Consider the following 15,541-nt stretch of genomic DNA (forward strand, 5'->3'; position numbering starts at 1 on the left):
AGATGCTGCGGCTACCCTTGCCAGAAACCACAGAATTTCCCACAGGTACAGCACGGTCCTTGTAGGAGCGGCCTTGTGTCGCGATGGGCTGCGCAGCAGCCCCAGCAGTGTAAAATCACACGCAAGTGAACAACATCACGGTAAACCGGCGCGTGTTGCGCTCAAACAGCCTCGAATGCGTTCTGCTTAACGAATACCGGACTGGCGCAGCGCCGCCGGCTGGAAGTCGGCTTTGCTGGCACTGAAGCCAAAGTCATAAGCACGCTCCTCTTCGTTCTTCATCCCTAGCGCCAGGTAACGACCAGACTGCAGGTCGTAGATGGCCTCCAGGGTGTACCACGGTACCTCGACATTGTAGTAAGGCTGGGCATGCGCCTCGGACACCCGCCACAGCTGGCCACGGCCATCGTACTGGTCGATCACTGCGGCCTGCCAGGTGTCTTCGTCGATGTAGAAGTCACGCTTGGCGTAGATGTGCCGCTGCCCCGGTTTCAGCGTGGCGACCACATGCCAGACACGGCGCAGCTCATAACGGGTCAGGTCCTGGTTGATGTGCCCGGCCTTGATGATGTCGGTGTACTTGAGCTTGGGGTCATCGAGCTTGAAGGCGTTGGAGGCGATGTACAGTTCCTTCTTGCCCTCCAGTTTCCAGTCATAGCGGTCTGGTGCGCCGTTGTACATGTCCAGGTTGTCCGACGTGCGCAGGCCATCGGCGGCGGTACCCGGGCCGTCATACGACACCTGTGGCGCCTGGCGCACCCGGCGCTGGCCGGCGTTGTAGATCCAGGCCTTGCGCGGATCCTTGACCTGGTCGAGGGTTTCGTGCACCAGCAGTACGGTACCGGCCAGGCGCGCTGGGGCGGTTACTTTCTGCTTGAAGTAGAACAGGATGTTGCCCGGGTTGTTCGGGTCGTAATCCTTCATCTTGTCGCGGAAAACGAACTGGTCGGAAAAGTACACAGGGTTGAAGGAGCCGTTCTGTTGCGGCGTGGCCTGGGTAACCAGGCGGCTGACGCTGCCACCCCGGTAGCGGGTGATATGGTTCCAGATCACCTCCAGGCCGCTTTTCGGAATGGGGAACGGTATCGCGGTGCGGAAGTTGCTCAGGCCGTTGCCGCCTTCCACCAGGGTGGTCTTGGTGGCGTTCTCCTTGATGGCGGCGAACACGTCGGCAGGCACGGTGGAACCGCGGTGGGTCTTGAATACCGGGATCTTGTAGGTGTCCTGGTAACGCTTGAGCATGGCCATCTGGCCTGGCGAGAGCTTGTCCTTGTACTGCTCGGCGTTTTGCGCGGTGATGGTGAACAGCGGCTTCTCACTGCCGTACGGGTCGGACAGGAAGCCTTTGCCATCTACGCTGCCTGCGGTTTTCGACAGGGGCTGCCATGGGCCGATCGAACCATCCGCGTTACCGGCCTTTTCGGCGCCCATCGGGGTCAGCGTGCTACCCAGCTTGGCCGCCTCGTCGGCGGATACCGCAGCCATGACGCTGGTCGCCAGCAGGGACAGGCCCAGCACACCGGCTTGCAGCAGACTTCTGGTCTTGTTCATGTCGTGTTGTCCTGGATCTGTGGGCTTAGAAGTTCACGCCGAAGCTGAGGGCGACGAAGTCGCGGTCATCCACGGTGCTGTACTTGCCGTCGAAGAAGTTGGTGTACGACAGGCTCGCCGTGTAGGTGTTCTGGTACTCGGCGTCCAGGCCCAGGCTGACTGCCTTGCGGCCTTCCTCGAAGTTGGCGCCAGGGCCTGGCGAGTAGCCGGACACGTCGTGCGACCAGGCCACGCTCGGTTTCAGGTTGACCCCGGCGAACACGTCGTTGTAATCCCAGATCACGCGGGCGCGGTAGCCCCACGAGGTGCTGGTGGTGTAGCCGTCGTTCTCGCACTTGCGGTTCAGGTTGGCGGTGGAGGCACCCGCACCCGCGCCGGCGATGGTGCTGCTGTTGAGTGCCTGGCAGGTATCTGCGCCGCCGGTGGCGGGCAGCGGGCCTGGGCCGAATACCGGGTCACGGCCGTAACGGGTATCGTGCGCGTTCTCCAGGCCACCGACGTGGGTCACACCCAGCTCGCCGACCACGGTCATGCGGCTGGCGCCCATCACCTGGTCGAAGAAGTGCGTGAGGGTCGTCTGGAACTGAGTGATCTCCTTGCGACGGTAGCCATGCAGGTCCTGGCCAGGGGTGCCTGTCAGCAGCGAGGCGTTGCTCAACGCGCCACCAATCGGGCGAACCCCGGCAAACAGGATGTCCGTGGTATTGAGCTGCACCGGTGCATTGGGCCGGTAGCTGATTTCGCCGCTCCAGGCGGTGCCAGTGGGCAATGTGGTGGAGAAGCTCAAACCATACAGGCGAATGTCTTCCGGGTATTCGACGAAGTACTCGGAATTGCCGGCCACGATCAGCGGCGCCAGCGCCCGCAGCTGCGCAGGCAGCGCGCTGAGCCCTGCAAATACCGAAGGTGCGGCCCCTGTGGCGCTGAAAATTGGCGCACGGCTGTGGTAGTTCATGAAGTAGGCACCGAACTCGGTGTCCAGCGGCTCGAACATGTAGCGCATGGCCACACCGAACTGCCCGCTGTCACGCGCATCGCGGTCGGCACCACGGCGCACCATCACGCCCTCTTCGTTGATGTTCACGCCGCGCGTGGCAAGAAACTGCTGGGCGGCGCCCGGTACCGTGCGGCTACTGTTGAGCACACGCAGGTTGTCGGTACAGCCATCGGCGATGATGTCGGGTTGCGAGAAGAACGTGCCGCAGTTGTCGACGACCGTCTGGTCCCACTCCAGCTGATAGAAGGCCTCGGCCGACAGGTTGTCGGTCAGGCTCTGCGAGATGTAGAACATGTTGACCGGAATCAAGCCTTCCTTGATCTCGGCACCCGGGCGGCGGAACGCCGACACGTCGATGGGGTTGATCGCGTTGATGCCGCCACCGATGAAGGTACTTTCGCCCCAGCTGACCACCTGCTTGCCGAGGCGTACCGAGCCCGGCTGATCACCGATCGAGTAGTTATGGTAGACGAAGGCGTCGAGCAGTTCGGCGCCGGACGATTTGGCCCCCTCCTTGCGGTTGGAATCGCTGATGTCCTTGAACTCGCGACCTTCGTCCTTGAGCTCGAAGTCATACCAGTACTTGCCGCGCACGAAAACGCCGGTATCACCGTACTTGAGCTCCAGGTCGTGGATACCCTTGAAGATCTTGGAGAAGGTTTCACCCTTCTTGAAGTTCAGGTGGCCGTCGTCGGAGGTCTGCGACAGACCCTTGCCGCCGTTGTTCACCCCGATCAGGTTCCTGTTGGGGTTGGCGGTCGACCAGCTGGCGCCAATGGAGAGCGACGAGTCGAACTGGCCTTCGATTTCACCGATGTTGAAACTGACCGCGAAAGCAGGACTTGCGAGCGTGGAAGCAATGCTGACGGCCAAGGGCAGCTTGGCCCGGCGCCAGAACGGATTTGCAGATTTCATCGACGCTACTCCATGTACTTTATTGTTATGGCAGTGAGTCCTTTCAAGAACGGCCCGAGTGACCGGTTTGCAGGCTTGCGCCTGCGGCGGCACGGCTTGCGCGTGGCGCCCTCCCCCATTCCTGAAAATCCCCTGGCCCCGACTATAGCCAGCAAGGCACAGGCGCATGATCCCTCTAAAGTGTGATTTGCGCTCCGTGCCACCCATTCGTTGGGTTTTTTCCTTGATCGCGCGCTGGCAGTGCTCAAGGATGGCGCATTTTTACCATTTGGCAAGGCGCCAGCCGCTCTAGGACGCGGGTCGCGTTTTGTCGCACGCGGCCCGCCCCCGGGTTCACAGGGTGGACAGGAAGGCGCTGTTGCTGGCCTGCCACTGCACGATGTCCTGGCGAATGCGCTTCTTGTCCAGTTTGCCGACACTGGTCTTGGGAATTTCAGTAACAACGGCGATCTGGCTGGGAATCGCCCATTTGTTGATATGGCCTTGCTCGACGAACGGCTTGAGGTGGTCCTTCAGCGCTTTCGCATCGATCGCCATGCCCTCGCGCACCACCAGCAGGGCAAACGGGCGCTCGCCCCACTGCGGGTCGGCCACCCCCACCACCGCGACTTCACGCACGGCCGGGTGGCGGCTGACCAGGTCTTCCAGGTCGAGTGACGACACCCACTCGCCCCCAGTCTTGATCACATCCTTGATACGGTCGCGTATGTCGATGTAACCCATGTTGTCGAGGGTGGCGACGTCGCCGGTGTGCAGCCAGCCGCCCTGCCACAGCGCTTCGCTCTTTTCCGGCTCCTTGAAGTAACCCTGGGTCAGCCACGGTGCACGCAGCACCAGCTCGCCCTGGGTTTCGCCATCGGCGGGCAGGAAGTTGCCGTCGCCGTCGACAATGGCCGCCTCCACCAACGGCACCGGCACCCCGGCCTTGATACGGTAGGTGACGCGCTCATCCTCACTGCCGGCCTGCAACTCGTCGTTCAGGTGCGCGGCGGATATCAGCGGGCAGGTCTCGGACATGCCGTACGCTGCGGTCAGCTGGATGCCGCGGGCCAGTGCCGCCTGGTACAGCGTACGGTTCAGGGAGCTGCCGCCGATGATGACCTTCCAGCCGCCGAAGTCCTGGCCTTGGGCAGTCGGGCAGTTGAGCAGCATCTGCAGGATGGTCGGCACACAGTGGGAAAAGGTGACGTTCTCTTCACGCCACAGCCTGATCAGCATCTCGGGCTCGTAGCGACCGGGATACACCTGCTTCATGCCGAGCATGGTAGCGGCGTACGGAATGCCCCAGGCATGCACGTGGAACATCGGCGTGATCGGCATGTAGACGTCATCACTGCCCAGCAGGCGCACGCTGTCGATACTGCCGGTGACCGAAGCCTCGGCCAGGGTGTGCAGCACCAGCTGCCGATGGGTGAAGTAAACGCCCTTGGGGTTGCCGGTGGTGCCGGTGGTGTAGAACGTGGTCGCCACCGAGTTCTCGTCGAAGTCGGGGAAGTCGTAGCACGGGCTGGCGGCGGCAAGCAGTTGCTCGTACTCGCCCACCAGCCCGGGCAGGTCGGCGGCCTGGGCCGGGCCGTCGGTCAGCAGCACGGTTTTGTCGACAGTGGTCAACTGCCCGGCGATGGCCTGGTACAGGCCGACGAAGTCACTGTTGACCAGCACCACACGGTCTTCGGCGTGGTTCATGGTGTAGAGGATCTGCTCGGGTGACAGGCGCACGTTGATGGTATGCACCACGGCGCCGATCATCGGGATGGCAAACATGCATTCCAGGTAGCGGTGGCTGTCCCAGTCCATGACCGCCACGGTGTCACCGGCCTTCACACCGGCCTCGGTCAGCACGTTGGCCAGCCGGGCGATACGCTCGTTGAGCTGTGGATAAGTCAGCCGCATCTGGTCGCGGTAGACGATTTCGCGGGTCTTTTCGTAGCGACTGCCAGACATCAGCAGGCGCTTGATCAGTAATGGATAGGCATAGGCGCCCTCGGCGGGCTTGATGATGCGGGTCTGCAACATGAGTATCCCTTTTCTTGGAAGCGGGCCGGACAAGTCTCTGGGGGGTTACTGTAGTTCGCCAATGTGACGGCCAAATCAGCCGAAGGAATGATTTGCCTGGCCAAGGTATGAGCCGCAAGGCGTTGACGGGCGGCGAGGTTGAGCTAGACACTGCGCCGGGAGCCCACCACAAACCCGCCCCTGCCCAGGAGATGTTCATGCCCAGCCCGCGTCGCGCCGTGTTTCTCGATCACCAGTCCCTGGACCTCGGCGACCTGGATCTGTCGCCCCTGCAGCGGCAATTCGACCAATTCGAGCTGTTCGCCGCCACCGCACCGGAACAGGTCGCCGAGCGCCTGCAGGGCGCGGTCGCAGTGGTAAGCAACAAGGTTGTGCTCGACGCGGCGGTGCTGGCCGCCAACCCACAACTGAAGCTGATTCTGGTGGCCGCCACCGGCACCAACAATGTCGACCTGGCCGCCGCCCGCGCCCAGGGCATCACGGTGTGCAACTGCCAGGGCTACGGCACGCCGTCTGTCGCCCAGCACACCCTGGCACTGCTGCTGGCGCTGGCCACGCGGCTGTGCGACTACCACCAGGCCGTGGCAGAGGGGCAATGGGCCAAGGCCAGCCAGTTCTGCCTGCTGGATTTCCCGATTGTCGAACTGCAGGGCAAAACCCTTGGCCTGCTTGGCCATGGTGAGCTGGGCGGCGCGGTGGCGCGGCTGGCCGAAGCGTTCGGGATGCGCGTACTGAGCGGGCTGATCCCCGGCCGCCCGCAGCGCGCCGACCGGCTGCCGCTGGACGTGTTGTTGCCGCAGGTGGACGCGCTGACCTTGCACTGCCCCTTGAACGAGCACACCCGGCACATGCTGGGGGCGCGCGAACTGGCCCTGCTCAAGCCCGGGGCGCTGGTGGTGAACACCGCGCGCGGCGGCCTGATCGATGAGCAAGCCCTGGCCGACGCGCTGCGAAGTGGCCACCTGGGCGGCGCAGCCACCGACGTATTGAGCGTGGAGCCACCGGTCAGCGGCAACCCGCTGCTCGAAGCCGGTATCCCGCGCCTGATCATCACCCCACACAGCGCCTGGGGCGCGGTGGAGTCGCGCCAGCGCATCGTCGGCCAGCTCAGCGAGAACGCCCAGGCCTTTTTCGCTGGGCAGCCGCGCCGCGTGGTCAGCTGAGCCGGGCGCCGGGCTCTGCTACACTGCGCCACTTTTTTCCAGGAGGCGTCGTTCATGGACCCGCGCAGTGAAGTATTGCTCCGCCAGGCGGAGCTGTTCCGGGGCCCGCTGCTGCTCGCCGGCGCCCCCGCCGACGGCTTGCTCGGGCAGTTGCCCGAGGCCCGTGCCTGGACGTGGCATGCCGGCGACCAGGCCACGCTCGAAGGCCGCTTTGCGGGCCGCAGCCAGTATGGCGTAGAGCCCCCGGCGGGCGAGTTCGACAGCGCCGTGCTGTTCCTGCCCAAATCCCGCGAATTGGCCGCCTACCTGCTCAACGCCCTGGCTTCCCGCCTGGCGGGTCGCGCGCTGTACCTGGTCGGTGAAAAACGCGGTGGCATCGAGGGCGCGGCCAAGCAGTTGCAGGCGTTCGGCAAGCCGCGCAAGCTCGACAGCGCGCGGCATTGCCAGTTGTGGCAGGTGACGGTCGACCAGGCCCCGCTGGCGACACCGCTGCAGAGCCTGGCCCAGCGCTTCGAACTGGCCCTGGAAGACGGCCCGCTGCAAGTGGTCAGCCTGCCCGGTGTGTTCAGCCACGGCCGCCTGGACCGCGGCACTGCGCTGCTACTCAAGCACCTGGACAATCTGCCCAGCGGCCACATGCTGGACTTCGGTTGCGGTGCCGGGGTGCTGGGTGCCACGGTCAAGCGCCGTTACCCGCACAACCGGGTGACGTTGCTGGACGTGGATGCCTTCGCCGTGGCGGCCAGCCGTCTGACCCTGGCTGCAAACGGCCTGGAAGGTGAGGTGATCAGCGGTGATGGCATTGATGCAGCACCGCTCGACCTGAGCCTGATTCTTAGCAACCCGCCGTTCCATACCGGGGTGCACACCAATTACCAGGCCTCGGAAAACTTGTTGAGAAAATTGGCGGTTCATCTGCGTAAAGGTGGCGAAATGCGCTTGGTTGCCAATAGCTTCCTGCGCTACCAGCCGCTGATCGAAGGGGCGCTGGGCAACTGCCAGATACGCGACGAGGCGGAAGGCTTCCGTATCTACCAGGCCGTGCATGGCTGAAAACAGCGCTTGCCGAAAGCGTTTTGCCAAGGCAGAATCCGCTCCGTCCTAGGGGAGTAGTCTCCCGCGAGCCCACCGCTCGCCCGGTACGCGTCAACATACTTGGTCCTCAGACCATGGCGCGTGCGACCCCCATGCCCACGTGCATGGAGAGATCCGCGTAGACGGATCCGGGGTTTGACAAGACCTATGACACGCACACCTTACCCGGGGCGGGGAGGCTGTACGTGTCATAGCCGTGTCGACCCGCCCCCGTAGGAATCCTGATGCTGGAATCTCTGTTGGTCCCCACCGCCATCGTTGCGCTCGCCGAAATCGGCGACAAGACGCAGCTGCTCGCACTCATTCTCGCCGCACGCTTCCGCAAGCCATGGCCGATCATTGCCGGCATCATCGCCGCCACCCTGGCCAACCATGCCGCAGCCGGTGCCGTAGGGGCGTGGGTCGGTAGTTTCTTCAGCGATTCGGCCCTGCACTGGATCCTGGCCGCGAGCTTCACCGCCACGGCGCTCTGGACCCTGGTACCAGACAAGATGGACGATGACGAGAACCCGGCGCGCCGCTTCGGCCCATTCCTGACCACGCTGATTGCGTTCTTCCTCGCCGAAATCGGTGACAAGACCCAGGTCGCGACCGTCATGCTGGCAGCCCAATACCCGCACCTGATCATGGTCATTATCGGCACCACCCTGGGCATGCTGATTGCCAACGTACCCGTGGTGCTGGCGGGCAACTTTGCAGCCGACAAGCTGCCGCTGACACTGATCCGTCGCCTGGCGGCCGCGGCGTTCTTCGTGCTGGCGATCGTGGCCGTGTATTCGGCGATGAAGGCCAGTGGCTGGGTAGGGTAAGCGGAAAACACGGGGGCGCCGCGCGCCCCCACGATTCAAGCGATCATGGTTTGGCCGCAGCCTGATACAGCGGCATCACCTTGGGAATGGCCGCCTGCAGCGATGCAATGCGGCTGGAAGATGCCGGGTGAGTGCTCATGAACTCGGGCGGGGCGCCTTCGGACGCCTTGCTCATCTTGTTCCACAAGGTGATCGCGGCGTTCGGGTCGTAGCCGGCACGGGCCGACAACTCCAGGCCGATCAGGTCTGCTTCGTTTTCGTTGGCCCGGCTGTTGGGCAGGGTCATGGCGTAGTTCACCACGGTGTCGGCCATGGCCATGCTGTTCTGGCCCAGGCCAAAGATGGCACCTGCCCCCTGGCGCGCCATTTCCACACCATAGGCCTTGGACATCGCCTCGCGGCTGTGTTCACGCAGGGCGTGGGCGATTTCGTGACCGACAACGGCGGCAATTTCCGCATCGGTGAGCTTGAGCTGATCGATCAGGCCGGTGTACACGATGATCTTGCCGCCAGGGCCGCAGTTGGCGTTCAGTTCGTCGCTCTTGATCACATTGACTTGCCAGTCCCACTGCGCGGCATCCGGGCGGAACTTGGGGGCCTGGGCAATCAGCCGGTTGGCGATTGCCTGCACCCGCTTGGCATCGGCACTGGACTTGTCGAGCACACCCTTGCTGGAGGCTTCACCGAGTGTCTGCTGGTACGACTGGGCGTACATCTGGTTGACTTCATCGGCGGAGAGCATGCTGAACATGTACTGCTGGCGCTCGACGCCGACAGCACCGCCACTGGTAGTATTAACCGCCTGGCAGCCGCCCAGCACGATGCCAGCACTCAACAGGCTGGCGACAAAAGACTTACGCATGAAAACACTCCCTTTTTTGCATGCGCCGTATCCTAGGCCGACTCGCCAGTAGCCGCTATAGCCGCAGGGAAGATTTTCATCACCAGCACCGGCCACCCCTCAAAGCGGGGTAAGACACTCCGGCGCATCCAGCTTCGGGTCATTGACGAAATTCGCCAAGGCCCTTTCGCGCAATGGCGCAGGCGGACTGGCCAGCAATTCGTGCAAGCGGGTAACCGGCGTATCCGGATCGAGCCAGGCAGCCTGGCCCGCCTCGTCGAGGATCAGCGGCCGGCGCTGGTTCATGGCCGCCTGGGTCACCACCGCGCAACTCAGCCACACCTGGTCCTGCACGGGGTAGGCTTCCCATATGGCCGCAAAGTACAGCGAGGCGCCCTCCCCCGGCGTCAGCCAATAAGGACGCTTGCGTACCGTGCCCCGCCACTCGTAAAAGCCGTTGGCCGGCATCAGGCAGCGGCGCTGGCGAAACGCCTCACGGAACATCGGTTGCTCGGCCAGGGTTTCGGCGCGGGCATGGGCGGGGGTGCGGGACAGGTCGGTGAGCCACGCCGGGGTCAGCCCCCAACGCGCCATGGCCAGCTGCTGCTGGCCGTCAAGCAGGCGCTGGATCAGCACCGACGCCCCAGGCGCGATATTCCATTGGGCCGGCTGGCCCGCGGGGAACCCCGGCAGACTGGCAAGGGCCTGGGGCCAGCGAAACAGGGCGTAACGTCCACACATGAGCGAATTCAGAACCTAGCAGATCAAGGTACCGGGGATACTCTCCGGTTCGTCGCCAACCAATGGCTGGGCTTCATTGTACGCATCGATCAGCTGCCGTGCGTACTCGGCCTGCTCATCGGCGACCGCAAGCCCTAGCAACCCTTGCATGGGCAGCTCGCCGACTGCACCGATCAGGTCACGGCCCACCACCTGCACCGCGATGCCTTCACTGGCGAGCATCCCGGCCAGCATTTCGGCTTCAAGCAGGTTTTCCGGTTCGTAGATCCGCCGCATCATTCGTTCTCGCCGTAGACATCCAGCATCCATTCCTCGCCATGCACCTGCAGCACGAAACGAATCGGCCTGCAGCACACCTGGCAGTCCTCGATGTACTCCTGATCGCCACCGGACAGGTCCACCGTAGTTTCGACCTCTTCGCCGCAATAAGGGCAATCGTAGAACGCAGTTTCGAGCATCGCGGCCTCCGGGGTGACTTATGCGTATAATTGTCGGTCTGTTTACGGGGCCCGTGTGCGTCCGAGCCGTTTTTCGGAGCCTGCCCCTGTTTATTACCCTAGCCGTTTCCAACAAGAGAGCATGATGGGCGAATTCGATGCCATCCGACCCTACGACGACGCTGAGGTACCTGCGGTTCTGGCCCGCCTGCTCAGCGACCCGGCATTCCTCGATATCCTCACCCACTTCCGCTTCCCGCGCGCAGCCGGGGCTTTCGGCTGGCTGCTCAAACCGCTGATCGCCCGCCGCCTGCGCAAGGAATTCGCCGGTGTGACCTGCGTTTCCACCCTGCAGGACAAGGTCGAGTACTACGTTGACCAGACCATCGACCGCGCCACCGACGGCGTCACCTATTCCGGTGTGGAGCAGCTGAAGGCTGGTACGGCCTACCTGTTCCTGGCCAACCACCGCGACATCGTGATGGACCCGGCCTTCGTCAACTACGCGGTGTACCACGCCGGCCTGCCCACGCCGCGCATCGCCATTGGCGACAACCTGCTGCAAAAGCCGTTCGTCAGCGACATGATGCGCCTGAACAAGAGCTTCATCGTGCACCGTTCGATCAGCGGGCGCCGTGAAAAGCTGGCGGCCTATCAACTGCTCTCGGCCTACATCAACCACTCGATCCGCAACGACGCCACCTCGATCTGGATCGCCCAGGCCGAGGGCCGCGCCAAGGACGGTGACGACCGCACCGACTCGGCGATCCTCAAGATGTTCCACATGAGCCGCAAGGACGAGGCGTTTGGCGCCGTCATCCAGAGCCTGAACCTGACGCCGGTGTCGATCAGCTACGAGTACGACCCGTGCGACCAGGCCAAAGCCCGCGAGCTGTATATCCGCGCCACCACTGGCAGCTACCAGAAGGCCCCAGGTGAGGACGACAACAGCATCGCCAAGGGGATTACCGGCTACAAGGGCCGGGTGCACATCAACTTCGCGCCACCGGTGACCGAGTACTACGAGGATACCAAGCAGCTGGCCGCGGAGATCGACCGCCAGATCCTGGCTGGCTACCGGTTGTTCCCGGTGCATTACCTGGCCTACGCAATGTGGGAGGGTAAGGACGAAGCCCTGCAGGTACCTGGCGCCGAACAGGTGTTCCCGGCCGACGAACTGGCCAAGGCCAAGGAAGAATGGCAACGTCGGCTGGCGGCGTGCCCTGAAGAGCAGCGGCCGTACTTGGTGTTACAGTATGCGACACCGGTGCGCAACCAATACCAGGTCAGGCAACAGACGCCGGTTGCCTGACCGATTGCGGGGCTGCCTTGCAGGCCCGCAATCTCAAACCCAGGTGCTGAACCAGGACAGCAGCAGCGCCATGGCCAGGCAAGCGAAGCCCAGAATGTAGAAGTACTTGGGCACCCGCAGGTCGAAGGCATCCACTACCCCCTCCTCAAGCGCCAGGCTCTCGCGGGTTTCGGCCGCGCGCCGCCGGGCGCTTTGCAGCAGCAACCCGCCCGGGCAGGTCAGCAGCAGCGCCAGCACATTGATCAACTTGGTGGGATGGGCGGCCAGAAAACCCCAAAGCACTTGCAAGGACATCACGCAACCTCGGTGTAAGCGACGGCAAAGGCCCGCATTCTACGCAAATCGCCCTCCGCTGCCCGGCATTGGCGACAAACTGTCATTTAATTTCATCTGTCATCGGCTCGTCATCTGGGCAGGCCACCCTGTCGACCTTCCCATGAGCCGGAGCTACTTCATGCTGCACGCCGAAAACCAGGACCGCCTTTACCTCGTTGCCCAAAGCGAGGAGCAACAGGCGCTGATCGATGGTTTTGCCATCAATGTGCAAGACCGCCAGTGGCTGGTCTACTGCGCGCTGGGCGGGCATGTGCATGAAGACCTGCCGGAGGTGGATGCAGGCACTGGCTTCAGCCTGCTGGATTTCCACATAGAGGCGGCGTGAACCGCCGCCGGCCAACCCACCCGCAAGCGCTGGCGAAGCACAAAAAAACCCGCTGCCTGACGACCAGGCAGCGGGTTTTCAGCAGCGCGAGGGCTTACTGGGCCAAGATCTGGCCAATGCTCGGGTCTTTGAACATGCGGGTCAGTGCATCGCTCAGAACGTCGCCTACCAACTGGGTGTTGGTGTCCTGGTTCGGTGCCATGCCGAAGCGCTGGTCGAGCGACGCACCGTAACGGCCGCTGTAGCTGCGGCCGCCATTCTTCACGTCGGCACGGAAGGTGGCACCGATCGTGGCTTCGGTCACGTACAGGTTGTCTTTGGGCGACTGGTACTTCAGCTCGGCCAGGGTCACGGTCAACTGCGGCGCGTTGTAGGCGTTGGCCGTAGGCGTGAAGCCGAGCAGGCGCACAGCCGCTTCAGCCTGGGCCTGCAGCTTGGGCACCACGTCGTTGCCACTGACGCTGATGGTGCTGGTTTCAGGGTACATGCCACCACGGGTACCCAGCGACTGCGATGGGCGACCGTCAACCACCCGGACCACAACCGGCTGGCCATGACCGACCGGCGCGAGTTGGGCCTTGAGCGTGGGTTGCGGGTTGAGTTGTTGCGGGCTGTGGGCACAACCGACCAGGCTGAGGCTGGCCACGGCAAGCAAACCGAACAACAGACGTTGCAACATGCGCGTTTCTCCAGAAAATGCGGCTAAGGCGCACAGTATACCCAGCCCCGCATCGGCCAGTCATCGGTCCCAGCCCGCTTGTGACAATGCTTTCATGCACTGCCCGGGCCTGTACTTTGCGCCTGTGCAAGCCGGCATTGGCAGCCGCGCATGCGCCTGGCCTGACAAACGCTGCAATAAAAACCACGAATGGCGACATTTCTGCCCGCGACATCGTTATAATCTCCCCCCGATTATAAGGACGTCTCCTGATCGGGCCCCGCACTCGCCGATTGACCCCGGCAACTTCAACGCTTCGCCCACAGAGAGCCTTCCACTCAGGTCTTGCATCGGCTGTCGTGCCTGCTTTTCCGGCCCTTCACGCTGCATGAACCTGCGGGTTGCCATCGCGCAGTCCCTTTTTGAGGTTCACGTCTCCAAAAGAGCGTGAAAAAACGGTTTTCACAACTTCACAAGAGTGTGGCGAGCAAATGAACAGTCTGGCATGTGTAAAAGCGGCAGATGTGTCCCGAACAGCCCTGAACAGGCGGCAAATGCGCTCATCCTGCATGAGTGCCTGACCCGCTCCATAACGCACGCACGACACCTTGACCATAAGTCGAATTGCCGCAGCCCTGGCAAACGGCGTTCAATACCTGAACCCGAAGACTGGTTGGCGGTGTCCGCGGAAGTTGCAAGAACTGCGAAAAGCCGGACATGGCGACCCTGGCAACCCCAGGTCCTATGCTGTCAATTAGGTAGCTGTAGATTGTGGAGACGCGTTAAATGGCGCAGAACGAATCGGTTGATGTGGTACTGGTAGGCGCGGGCATCATGAGTGCCACCCTGGCCGTACTGCTCAAGGAGCTAGACCCGACCCTGAAGCTTGAGGTCGTCGAGGCGATGGACTCCGGAGCCGCGGAAAGCTCCAACCCCTGGAACAACGCAGGCACCGGCCACGCCGGCCTGTGCGAGCTGAACTACACGCCGCAGGCCGCCGATGGCAGCATCGACATCAAGAAGGCCGTGCACATCAACACCCAGTTCGAGGTTTCGCGCCAGTTCTGGGCCTACCTGAGCAAGAAGGACAACTTCGGCTCGGCGCGTGCGTTCATCAACCCTGTCCCGCACCTGAGCTACGTCGAGGGTGACAAGGGTGTTGCCTTCCTCAAGAAGCGCTTCGAGCTGCTCAAGCAGCACCATGCGTTCTCCGAGATGGAGTACACCGAAGACAAGGCCGTGATGAACGACTGGATGCCGCTGATGATGCCTGGCCGCCCTGCCGACCAGCACATCGCCGCGACCCGCGTGGCCAAAGGGACCGACGTCAACTTCGGCGCCCTGACCCTGAAGCTGCTGAAGCTGCTGGGTGACGCGCCGGACGCGCAGGTCAAATACAGCAAGAAGGTCGTCGGCCTGCGCCGTAACGGCAGCGGCTGGACCGTCAGCATCAAGGACGTCAACAGCGGCGGCAGCCGTGAAGTGGACGCCCGCTTCGTGTTCCTGGGCGCCGGCGGCGCGGCCCTGCCGCTGCTGCAGATGTCCGGCATCCCGGAGAGCAAAGGTTTTGGTGGCTTCCCGGTCAGCGGCCAGTGGCTGCGCTGCGACAACCCGGAAATCGTCAAGCAGCACCAGGCCAAGGTTTACAGCCAGGCCGCCGTAGGTGCGCCACCGATGTCGGTACCGCACCTGGACACCCGGGTTGTAGACGGCAAGACTTCGCTGCTGTTCGGCCCTTATGCCGGCTTTACCACCAAGTTCCTGAAGCACGGCTCGCTGATGGACCTGCCGCTGTCGGTGCGCATGGGCAATATCGGCCCGATGCTGGCCGTGGCCCGCGACAACATGGACCTGACCAAATACCTGGTCAGCGAAGTGATGCAGTCGATGGAACAGCGCCTTGAAGCCCTGCGCCGCTTCTACCCGCAGGCCAAGGCCGAAGACTGGCGCCTGGAAGTCGCAGGCCAGCGCGTGCAAATCATCAAGAAAGACCCGAAGAAAGGCGGCGTGCTGCAATTCGGCACCGAGCTGGTCTCGGCGCAGGACGGCAGCCTGGCTGCACTGCTCGGCGCCTCGCCAGGTGCCTCGGTGACCGTTTCGATCATGCTGGAACTGATCGAGCGTTGCTTCCCTGAGCAAGCCAAAGGGGCCTGGGCTGACAAACTCAAGGAAATCTTCCCCGCACGCGAGAAGACCCTGGCGACCGATGCTGCCCTGTACCGCGAGATCAGTGCAGATAACGACGCGGCACTGGACCTGGTGGAAAGCAGCCCGGCAGCCAAGCATTACGCCTGACTGGCCCGGTAACGAAAAAACGCCCTTCGGGGTAATGCCTTTCAATTAAG

15 protein-coding genes and 1 riboswitch are annotated in these 15,541 nt (G+C 63.0%); of the genes, 6 read left to right on the forward strand and 9 right to left on the reverse strand.

The window, feature by feature from the left end; genetic code table 11:
* Positions 1 to 186: 186 nt before the first annotated feature.
* The 3 genes from ACF8SD_RS02620 to ACF8SD_RS02630 all read right to left on the reverse strand — a co-directional run bounded on the left by ACF8SD_RS02620 (position 187) and on the right by ACF8SD_RS02630 (position 5,479).
* Entirely contained in the window at positions 187 to 1,551 is a 1,365-nt protein-coding gene (locus tag ACF8SD_RS02620; protein ID WP_392483530.1) for a DUF1329 domain-containing protein, read from the reverse strand.
* Between the two features lie 25 nt (positions 1,552 to 1,576).
* Positions 1,577 to 3,463: a DUF1302 domain-containing protein gene (locus ACF8SD_RS02625; RefSeq protein WP_173887594.1), complete on the reverse strand. Its 1,887-nt coding sequence runs from the start codon at positions 3,461 to 3,463 to the stop codon at positions 1,577 to 1,579.
* A 333-nt stretch (positions 3,464 to 3,796) separates the two neighbouring features.
* Positions 3,797 to 5,479 (reverse strand): fatty acid--CoA ligase, encoded by a 1,683-nt coding sequence (locus tag ACF8SD_RS02630; protein WP_173887593.1) that lies wholly within the window; start codon positions 5,477 to 5,479, stop codon positions 3,797 to 3,799.
* A 197-nt stretch (positions 5,480 to 5,676) separates the two neighbouring features.
* On the opposite strand from ACF8SD_RS02630, the gene ACF8SD_RS02635 reads away from it, so the two are divergent.
* The 3 genes from ACF8SD_RS02635 (at position 5,677) to ACF8SD_RS02645 (ending at position 8,546) form a co-directional block, all read left to right on the forward strand.
* Positions 5,677 to 6,642: a 2-hydroxyacid dehydrogenase gene (locus ACF8SD_RS02635; protein WP_173887592.1), complete on the forward strand. Its 966-nt coding sequence runs from the start codon at positions 5,677 to 5,679 to the stop codon at positions 6,640 to 6,642.
* Positions 6,643 to 6,696: 54 nt separating this feature from the next.
* On the forward strand, positions 6,697 to 7,695 hold the full coding sequence (locus tag ACF8SD_RS02640) for a class I SAM-dependent methyltransferase (RefSeq protein ID WP_173887591.1): 999 nt from the start codon (positions 6,697 to 6,699) through the stop codon (positions 7,693 to 7,695).
* Between the two features lie 39 nt (positions 7,696 to 7,734).
* A riboswitch (yybP-ykoY riboswitch) is annotated at positions 7,735 to 7,873 on the forward strand.
* 88 nt (positions 7,874 to 7,961) lie between these two features.
* Positions 7,962 to 8,546 (forward strand): TMEM165/GDT1 family protein, encoded by a 585-nt coding sequence (locus ACF8SD_RS02645; RefSeq protein ID WP_009682938.1) that lies wholly within the window; start codon positions 7,962 to 7,964, stop codon positions 8,544 to 8,546.
* Between the two features lie 43 nt (positions 8,547 to 8,589).
* Here the strand turns inward: ACF8SD_RS02645 and ACF8SD_RS02650 are convergent, their stop codons facing one another.
* The 4 genes from ACF8SD_RS02650 to ACF8SD_RS02665 form a co-directional block, all read right to left on the reverse strand.
* Positions 8,590 to 9,408: a M48 family metallopeptidase gene (locus ACF8SD_RS02650; protein ID WP_173887590.1), complete on the reverse strand. Its 819-nt coding sequence runs from the start codon at positions 9,406 to 9,408 to the stop codon at positions 8,590 to 8,592.
* 99 nt (positions 9,409 to 9,507) lie between these two features.
* Positions 9,508 to 10,128 carry an SOS response-associated peptidase gene (locus ACF8SD_RS02655; protein WP_173887589.1) on the reverse strand — a complete coding sequence of 207 codons (621 nt, stop codon included), beginning with the start codon at positions 10,126 to 10,128 and terminating at the stop codon, positions 9,508 to 9,510.
* A gap of 15 nt (positions 10,129 to 10,143) precedes the next feature.
* Positions 10,144 to 10,404 carry a putative signal transducing protein gene (locus tag ACF8SD_RS02660; protein ID WP_029887158.1) on the reverse strand — a complete coding sequence of 87 codons (261 nt, stop codon included), beginning with the start codon at positions 10,402 to 10,404 and terminating at the stop codon, positions 10,144 to 10,146.
* Positions 10,404 to 10,586, reverse strand: a complete 183-nt coding sequence (locus tag ACF8SD_RS02665) for a CPXCG motif-containing cysteine-rich protein (RefSeq protein WP_009682943.1) — start codon at positions 10,584 to 10,586, stop codon at positions 10,404 to 10,406. The genes ACF8SD_RS02660 and ACF8SD_RS02665 overlap by 1 nt, the downstream gene beginning before the upstream one ends.
* Before the next feature lie 124 nt (positions 10,587 to 10,710).
* Here ACF8SD_RS02665 and ACF8SD_RS02670 point away from each other — a divergent pair, with 124 nt between their 5' ends.
* On the forward strand, positions 10,711 to 11,877 hold the full coding sequence (locus ACF8SD_RS02670; RefSeq protein WP_392483531.1) for a 1-acyl-sn-glycerol-3-phosphate acyltransferase: 1,167 nt from the start codon (positions 10,711 to 10,713) through the stop codon (positions 11,875 to 11,877).
* A gap of 33 nt (positions 11,878 to 11,910) precedes the next feature.
* On the opposite strand, the gene ACF8SD_RS02675 is transcribed toward ACF8SD_RS02670, so the two are convergent.
* Complete coding sequence (locus tag ACF8SD_RS02675; RefSeq protein WP_054903934.1) at positions 11,911 to 12,171, reverse strand: hypothetical protein; 261 nt, start codon at positions 12,169 to 12,171, stop codon at positions 11,911 to 11,913.
* Between the two features lie 160 nt (positions 12,172 to 12,331).
* On the opposite strand from ACF8SD_RS02675, the gene ACF8SD_RS02680 reads away from it, so the two are divergent.
* On the forward strand, positions 12,332 to 12,538 hold the full coding sequence (locus ACF8SD_RS02680; protein WP_173887587.1) for a hypothetical protein: 207 nt from the start codon (positions 12,332 to 12,334) through the stop codon (positions 12,536 to 12,538).
* Between the two features lie 94 nt (positions 12,539 to 12,632).
* On the opposite strand, the gene ACF8SD_RS02685 is transcribed toward ACF8SD_RS02680, so the two are convergent.
* Positions 12,633 to 13,217, reverse strand: a complete 585-nt coding sequence (locus ACF8SD_RS02685) for a YajG family lipoprotein (protein ID WP_029886852.1) — start codon at positions 13,215 to 13,217, stop codon at positions 12,633 to 12,635.
* Positions 13,218 to 13,982: 765 nt separating this feature from the next.
* Between ACF8SD_RS02685 and mqo the strand changes: the two genes are divergently transcribed.
* On the forward strand, positions 13,983 to 15,491 hold the full coding sequence (mqo, locus tag ACF8SD_RS02690; protein ID WP_173887586.1) for a malate dehydrogenase (quinone): 1,509 nt from the start codon (positions 13,983 to 13,985) through the stop codon (positions 15,489 to 15,491).
* Positions 15,492 to 15,541 lie beyond the last annotated feature (50 nt).

It is taken from the genome of Pseudomonas sp. CJQ_9 (assembly GCF_043106615.1).
GTDB lineage: Bacteria > Pseudomonadota > Gammaproteobacteria > Pseudomonadales > Pseudomonadaceae > Aquipseudomonas > Aquipseudomonas juntendi.

Excerpts from the sequence above, each read along its gene's own strand:
- ACF8SD_RS02620 (WP_392483530.1), bottom strand. The coding sequence starts at position 1,551 with ATGAACAAGACCAGAAGTCTGCTGCAAGCCGGTGTGCTGGGCCTGTCC.
- ACF8SD_RS02625 (WP_173887594.1), bottom strand. The coding sequence starts at position 3,463 with ATGAAATCTGCAAATCCGTTCTGGCGCCGGGCCAAGCTGCCCTTGGCC.
- ACF8SD_RS02630 (WP_173887593.1), bottom strand. The coding sequence starts at position 5,479 with ATGTTGCAGACCCGCATCATCAAGCCCGCCGAGGGCGCCTATGCCTAT.
- ACF8SD_RS02635 (WP_173887592.1), top strand. The coding sequence starts at position 5,677 with ATGCCCAGCCCGCGTCGCGCCGTGTTTCTCGATCACCAGTCCCTGGAC.
- ACF8SD_RS02640 (WP_173887591.1), top strand. The coding sequence starts at position 6,697 with ATGGACCCGCGCAGTGAAGTATTGCTCCGCCAGGCGGAGCTGTTCCGG.
- ACF8SD_RS02645 (WP_009682938.1), top strand. The coding sequence starts at position 7,962 with ATGCTGGAATCTCTGTTGGTCCCCACCGCCATCGTTGCGCTCGCCGAA.
- ACF8SD_RS02650 (WP_173887590.1), bottom strand. The coding sequence starts at position 9,408 with ATGCGTAAGTCTTTTGTCGCCAGCCTGTTGAGTGCTGGCATCGTGCTG.
- ACF8SD_RS02655 (WP_173887589.1), bottom strand. The coding sequence starts at position 10,128 with ATGTGTGGACGTTACGCCCTGTTTCGCTGGCCCCAGGCCCTTGCCAGT.
- ACF8SD_RS02660 (WP_029887158.1), bottom strand. The coding sequence starts at position 10,404 with ATGCGGCGGATCTACGAACCGGAAAACCTGCTTGAAGCCGAAATGCTG.
- ACF8SD_RS02665 (WP_009682943.1), bottom strand. The coding sequence starts at position 10,586 with ATGCTCGAAACTGCGTTCTACGATTGCCCTTATTGCGGCGAAGAGGTC.
- ACF8SD_RS02670 (WP_392483531.1), top strand. The coding sequence starts at position 10,711 with ATGGGCGAATTCGATGCCATCCGACCCTACGACGACGCTGAGGTACCT.
- ACF8SD_RS02675 (WP_054903934.1), bottom strand. The coding sequence starts at position 12,171 with ATGTCCTTGCAAGTGCTTTGGGGTTTTCTGGCCGCCCATCCCACCAAG.
- ACF8SD_RS02680 (WP_173887587.1), top strand. The coding sequence starts at position 12,332 with ATGCTGCACGCCGAAAACCAGGACCGCCTTTACCTCGTTGCCCAAAGC.
- ACF8SD_RS02685 (WP_029886852.1), bottom strand. The coding sequence starts at position 13,217 with ATGTTGCAACGTCTGTTGTTCGGTTTGCTTGCCGTGGCCAGCCTCAGC.
- mqo (WP_173887586.1), top strand. The coding sequence starts at position 13,983 with ATGGCGCAGAACGAATCGGTTGATGTGGTACTGGTAGGCGCGGGCATC.